The sequence below is a fragment of the Arthrobacter sp. Y3223164 genome (assembly GCF_059091005.1).
In genome coordinates, this window is sequence record NZ_JBNHGF010000006.1 from 25,633 (window position 1) to 32,003 (window position 6,371).

The following is a 6,371-nucleotide window of genomic DNA, read 5'->3' on the forward strand; positions in this document are numbered from 1 at the left end:
GCCGATCAGCCGGCCAGGGTGGCCGGCGGGGCTCCGCCGTCCTGGCGCCGTCGCTGGCGGGCCATGTGCATCATGGCGGCGAAGCCGGCGATGAACAGCACTTCCAGCGCCGCCAGCCACCAGAGGGCGCCCCACCTGCCCTCGCCGATGAAGATGACGGCCCCGACCGCCAGCAGCACCGTGCCGATCACCAGCACGAAGACCGCGAAGCCGATGGCCACCGCGGCGCTGCGCACCCCGGTCCGGAAGCCGAAGCCTTCCGGCCGGTGGTCGTCGGGCTCCGGGACGGCCCCGGGCCCGGTATCCTCAGGACGCAATCTCCGGATCCTCCGCCTGGATGTCCAGTTCGTTGCCCGGTATGGACGCCAGCAAGCGCCGCGTGTAGGGGTGCCGCGGGTTGGTGAACACTTCCTCCGAGCTGGCCGCCTCCACCAGTTCGCCGTCCTTCATCACGCAGACGTAGTCCGAGATCAGCCGCACCACGGCCAGGTCATGGGAGATGAAGAGGTAGCTCAGGCCCAGCTCCGCCTGCAGGTCGCCCAGCAGCTTCAGGATCTGCGCCTGCACCAGCACATCCAGCGCGGAGACGGGCTCGTCGCAGATGATCAGCTCGGGCTTCAGGGCCAGGGCGCGGGCAATCGCCACGCGTTGGCGCTGGCCGCCGGAGAGTTCGGACGGGTAGCGCCGCAGCATGTTCTGCGGCAGCGCCACCTCGTCCATCAGCTCGCGCACGCGAACCGAGCGCTCCCTCGCGCTGCCGCGGTTGTAGGTGGACAGCGGCTCCTCGACAATCCGCTCAACGGTGAACATCGGGTTCAGGGACGAATACGGATCCTGGAACACCGGCTGCACCCGCTGGCGGAAGTCCCGCAGCTGCGCCTTGGTCAGGTTGGCCACATCCATTCCGTCGAAGGTCATGGTGCCGCTGGTCGGTTCGATCAGCTTCAGCAGCATCCGGGCGGTGGTGGTCTTGCCGGAGCCCGATTCACCGACGATGGCGACCGTGTGTCCGCGCGGGATGTCGAGCGTCACGTTCTTCGCCGCGTAAAAGTCCTCGGACTGGCCGCGGATCTTGTACACCTTGGTCAGGTCGCGCAGTTCCACGATGTTGTCCGTCTTCTGCGCCTCGGCGGCCGCGGGAGCCTCGGTGACGTGTTCCTGGAAGACCTGCTCCGCCCGTTCGGCCCGCACCGCCGCGTTCCCGGTAAACGCCCCCGGCATCAGGCGCACGGCGGCGACGCTCGGCGCCGCCTTCACCAGCGCCCGGGTGTAGGGGTGCTGCGGATCCTCCAGCAGCTGCCGTGCCGGCCCGGTCTCCACCACCTTGCCGCGGTGCATCACCACCAGTTCCGACGCCCGTTCGGCCGCCAGCCCCAGGTCGTGGGTAATGAGCAGCACCGCCGTCCCCAATTCATGGGTCATCGACTCGATCTGGTCCAGGATGGTGCGCTGAACCGTCACATCCAGCGCCGACGTCGGCTCGTCGGCGATCAACAGCCGCGGCTGGCAGGCCAGGCCGATGGCAATCAGGGCGCGCTGGCGCATCCCGCCGGAAAACTCATGCGGGTACTGCTTGGCGCGTTCCCTGGCGTTGGGCAGTCCGGCAGCCTCCAGGACCTCCACAACCTTCCGGTCCACGTCCCGCCTGGTCGCCATGCCGTGAACCAGCAGGGTCTCCGCCACCTGCGAGCCGATCCTGGTGACCGGATTCAGGTTGGACATCGGGTCCTGCGGGACCAGGCCGATCTGGCGGCCCCGGATCGTGCGCATCCGATGCTCCGGCATCCCCACGAGCTCCTGGCCGTCGAAGCGGATGCTCCCGGCGGTCACCCGTCCGTTATCCGGCAGCAACCCGATCACGGCCATCGCCGTGGTGGACTTCCCGGATCCGGATTCACCCACGATCGCCAGGGTCTTGCCCGGTTCCAGGCGCAGCGAGGCGCCCTCCACCGCAGAGACTTGCCCGTAGGTGGTGCGGAAAGCAACGGCCAGGTCCCGTACCTCGAGCAGGGCCGCGTCGTCGGCATGTTCGGTCATGGTCCCATCCTGCCCCAAAGACGCGCGGATGTGGCCTATCTCTCATCGGGAATTCGCCGCGCGGGGTCGAGGACGGGAGTCGATTAGACTTGAGGATCATCCCCGCCTGCCCCGAGGAGCCTGAAGCGTGACACCACCCACCGCGCGCCGCACCGTGCTGAAGGCAGGCGCAGCGGCAGCGGCTGTGTTGCTCACCGGCTGCACCCCCGAACCGGGCAGGCCCGCCCCGTCAACCGCCCCGGCCAGCGAGCCGCCGACGGCCTCGCCCGCGGACACCACCTTCACCATGGGCATTGCCGCCGCCCCGGTGACCCTTGATCCGGCGCTGGCACTGGATACCGAGTCCTACCGGGTGACCCGGCAGATCCTCGAAACACTCGTCGGGGTGGACCCGGCGACGGGCGTTCCGGCGCCGCGGCTGGCCTCCGAATGGAGCGAAGCGGACGACGGCCGTTCCTACCGCTTCCGGCTGCGCCCGGGTGTCACCTTCCATGACGGAACGGCGTTCGATGCCGAAGCGGTCCGCGCCAATTTCGAACGCTGGTACCGGCTCCCCGGCGACGCCCGGCCGGTGGAAGGCGGGCTGGCCTTCCGGTCGGTCTTCGGCGCGTTCGCCGAGGACGAGGACGAATCGCTCTACCACAGCTGCGAGGTGCTGGGCCCGCTGGAAGTGCAGCTGAACCTGACCCGCCGGTTCACCGGCCTGGTCGCATCGCTGGCCATGCCGGCCTTTGCCATCTCCTCTCCGGCGGCGCTGAAGGCCGGGGCGGCCGACCGGCTGACGGAGGACCGCGGCGGCCACAAGGTATCCCGCTACGGATTGGCCCCGGTGGGGACCGGCCCGTTCACGTTCGCCAACTGGGAACGGGACCGCGTGGTGCTCTCCGCCTACCCGGGCTACTGGGGTGCCGCCGGCGACGTGCGCACCGTGGTGTTCAAGGCGCTCCCGCATCCGATGACGCGGTTGCGCGCCTTGGAAGCCGGGGACATCGACGGCTACGACCTGGTCACCCCGGCCACGTACGCGGATCTGGCGCGGGCCGGCATGCAGGTGTTGCAGCGTGACCCGTTCTCCGTGGTCTACCTCGGCATGAACCAGGCGGCCGACGGGCTGGACGACATCACCATGCGCCAGGCCATCGCCCACGCGATCGACCGGCAGGCGCTGATCGACAGCTTCTTCCTGCAGGGCACCAAGGAGGCCATGCAGTTCATCCCGCGCAGCCTGGGCGTGACGAATGAGACCATCCCCTACTACGCATACAATCCGGAGCGTTCGCGCGAACTGCTGGCCGACGCCCGGTACGACGGCGCCGAACTCACCTTCTACTATCCGCTGGGCGTCACGCGGGCCTACCTGCCGACCCCCGAAAAGGTGTACGCGGAGCTGAGCCGCCAGCTCACCGCCGTCGGAATCAATATCAAGCCGGTGCCCATTCCCTGGGACGAGGGCTACCTCGACACGATCCAGGGCTCCACCGACCATGCCCTCCACCTGTCCGGCATGAGCGGCAGCTACCGCGACCCGGACAACTTCGTGGGCCCGCTCTTCGGCAGCAAGTCGATGGAGTTCGGCTACGACAGCGCGCAGATCCGCAGCAAGATAGCCCGTGCCAAGACCCTCCCCGAGGGCGAAGACCGCGTGCAGGCCTACTACAGCATCAACGAGCAGCTGGCGCGGGCGGTCCCCGCGGTGCCGCTCGCGTTCCCCATCTCCGCCCTGGCCATGGGGCCCCGGGTCGTGAGCTACCCGGCCAGCCCGATGCTCGACGAGGTCTACAACAAGATCGAGCTGGGGCAGGATTGACGCCGGCTGCGGCGCCCGGTGCGTAGGTGACGGGCCGCCTCGGGCGGAAAATTGTAACGTTGGAGATCCCGCCGCGTCTGTCTACTGGGTCACATCGAAGACGGCAGATTTTAGTCTCGCTGGCGCAGGGCGCTAGGCTTCTAATTGCTGGCACAGCTGCTATTGGAGATTGAAGTTGACTGCAAACATTCCCTCGGGATCATCCCAGAACGTCGACGTCGCGCTGATTGGCGGCGGCATCATGAGCACCACCCTCGGCTCCTTCATCAAGCAGTTGCAGCCGGACTGGAGCATTAGCCTGTTCGAGAACCTGGACGAGGTCGGTCTGGAAGCCTCGGACCCGTGGAACAATGCCGGCACCGGACACGCCGCGCTCTGCGAGCTGAACTACACGCCCGCCTCGGCGGACGGTTCCGTTCCCACCGCCAAGGCCGTGGGCATCAACGAGAAGTTCAACGTCTCGCGCCAGTTCTGGTCGCACATGATCCGCGAGGGCCACATCTCGTCGCCCCGGGAATTCGTCAACCCGCTGCCGCACATGAGCTTTGTCTGGGGCGATGACCATGCTGACTACCTCAAGCGCCGCCACGAAGCGCTGAAGCAGGAACCGCTGTTCGAGCAGATCGAGTTCTCCGAAGACCACGCCGTCATCAACGAGTGGGCGCCGCTGATCATGCGGGGCCGCGATCCGCAGCAGCGCGTGGCCGCATCCCGCGTCGCCGGCGGCACCGACGTGGACTTCGGCTCCCTGACCCGGAAGCTCGCGGGCTACCTGACCGCCCATGGCGTGGAACTGAACTACGGCCACCGGGTGCTGGACGTCTCCCGCAACACCGACGGCCGCTGGACCCTGGAGATCAGGAACAACGCCACCGGCGAAAAAACCAAGGTCAACGCCCGCTTCGTGTTCATCGGAGCCGGCGGCGGCGCCCTGCACCTGCTGCAGCGCTCGGGCATCCCCGAGTCCAAGGGCTACGGCGGTTTCCCGGTGTCCGGACAGTTCCTCCGCTGCACGGACGAGACCGTCATCAACGCCCACAACGCCAAGGTCTACGGCCAGGCCTCCGTGGGCGCCCCGCCCATGTCGGTGCCCCACCTGGACACCCGCTTCGTCAACGGCAAGCGCTCCCTGCTCTTCGGCCCGTACGGCGGCTTCTCGCCGAAGTTCCTCAAGACCGGCTCGCTGCTGGACCTGCCCACGTCCGTGCGCCCGGGCAACCTGGTGCCCATGCTGGCCGTGGCCAAGGACAACTTCGGCCTGGTCAAGTACCTGGTCACCGAGGTGCTCAAGACCCGCGAAGGCAAGAACGAGGCCCTGCGCGCCTTCCACCCGGACGTTGCCGGCGACCAGTGGGAGCTGATCACCGCCGGCCAGCGTGTCCAGGTGATCAAGAAGGACCCGAAGCGGGGCGGCGCCCTGCAGTTCGGCACCGAGGTCATCGCGTCCGCCGACGGCAGCATCTCCGCCCTGCTCGGTGCCTCCCCCGGGGCATCCACCGCAGCGCCGATCATGATCAGCCTGCTGGAACGCTGCTTCCCGCTGGAGTTCAAGAGCTGGGAACCCAAGCTGAAGGACATGCTCCCCGGCTACGGCGTGAACCTGAACGAAAACCCCTCGCTGTTGGCCGAAATCACCGCCGACACCGACCGGGTACTCGAACTGGCATGATCCCCGTCCGCCCCGTACGACCGCTGAACTAAGCTTCAAGCCATGCACAAGCTGGCAACGCTGTCCCTGGCGAATCGTGCGTTGATCGCGCTGATTACGGTCTTCGTGGCCGTCTTCGGCGTGATCACCATGGGTTCGCTGAAGCAGGAACTCATCCCCTCGCTCGAGTTCCCGCGCATCACCGTTGTCAGTTCCATGCCCGGCGCGTCGCCGGAGGTAGTGGACAAGCAGGTCAGCGAACCGCTCGAACGCGCGCTCACCGCCGTCGAGGGCCTCGAGTCCTCCTCGGCGGTGTCGCGCAACGGGTTCTCCACCGTCAACCTGACGTTCGTCTACGGCACCAATTTGGACCGGGCGCGCAGCCAGGTGGACCGTGCCATCTCCAACGTCCGCCAGCAACTGCCCGACGACGTCTCGCCACTGTCGCTGGCCGGCAGCATCGATGACTTCCCCATCGTCTTCATGGCGGTGTCCTCCGACCTGACCCTGAGCGAGCTGAGCACCGAGCTGAACCGCCTCACGGTGCCCCGGCTGCAGAACATCCCCGGAGTGCGCGGGGCCGAGGTCTCCGGCGGCCCCGGCCGGCACATCGCCATAGTGCCGGACGACGATGCCATGGCGGAGGCCGGCGTCGGCGTTTCCGCCATTGTGGACAGCCTGGCCAACAGCGGCGGCCTGGTCCCCGCCGGCGCCGTGCAACAGGACGGCCAGAGCCTCTCCGTGCAGATCGGCAGCCCGCTGGACAGCTTGGCGGCCATCGAAAACCTGCCGCTCTCCCCCGCTGAAACGACGACGGCTGAGCAGCCCTCGGCGCGCTCCGCACCGGAGGCGGGGCGGGCACCCGGGCAGTTCCCCGGC

Annotated in this window: 5 protein-coding genes; 3 read left to right on the forward strand and 2 right to left on the reverse strand. The window is 67.9% G+C overall.

Going from position 1 to position 6,371, the window contains the following annotated elements:
• Window positions 1–5 precede the first annotated feature (5 nt).
• Window positions 6–317: a hypothetical protein gene (locus tag AC5RUJ_RS01170; protein WP_494000058.1), complete on the reverse strand. Its 312-nt coding sequence runs from the start codon at window positions 315–317 to the stop codon at window positions 6–8.
• On the reverse strand, window positions 307–2,037 hold the full coding sequence (locus AC5RUJ_RS01175) for an ABC transporter ATP-binding protein (RefSeq protein WP_494128158.1): 1,731 nt from the start codon (window positions 2,035–2,037) through the stop codon (window positions 307–309). Before AC5RUJ_RS01175 ends, AC5RUJ_RS01170 begins: the two co-directional genes overlap by 11 nt.
• Before the next feature lie 127 nt (window positions 2,038–2,164).
• Between AC5RUJ_RS01175 and AC5RUJ_RS01180 the strand changes: the two genes are divergently transcribed.
• The 3 genes from AC5RUJ_RS01180 to AC5RUJ_RS01190 all read left to right on the forward strand — a co-directional run.
• Window positions 2,165–3,844 (forward strand): ABC transporter substrate-binding protein, encoded by a 1,680-nt coding sequence (locus AC5RUJ_RS01180; protein WP_494012379.1) that lies wholly within the window; start codon window positions 2,165–2,167, stop codon window positions 3,842–3,844.
• 175 nt (window positions 3,845–4,019) lie between these two features.
• On the forward strand, window positions 4,020–5,513 hold the full coding sequence (locus AC5RUJ_RS01185) for a malate:quinone oxidoreductase (protein ID WP_494128159.1): 1,494 nt from the start codon (window positions 4,020–4,022) through the stop codon (window positions 5,511–5,513).
• A 42-nt stretch (window positions 5,514–5,555) separates the two neighbouring features.
• Window positions 5,556–6,371 (forward strand): efflux RND transporter permease subunit (locus AC5RUJ_RS01190; RefSeq protein ID WP_494155554.1); only part of this gene is annotated, 816 nt, incomplete at its 3' end.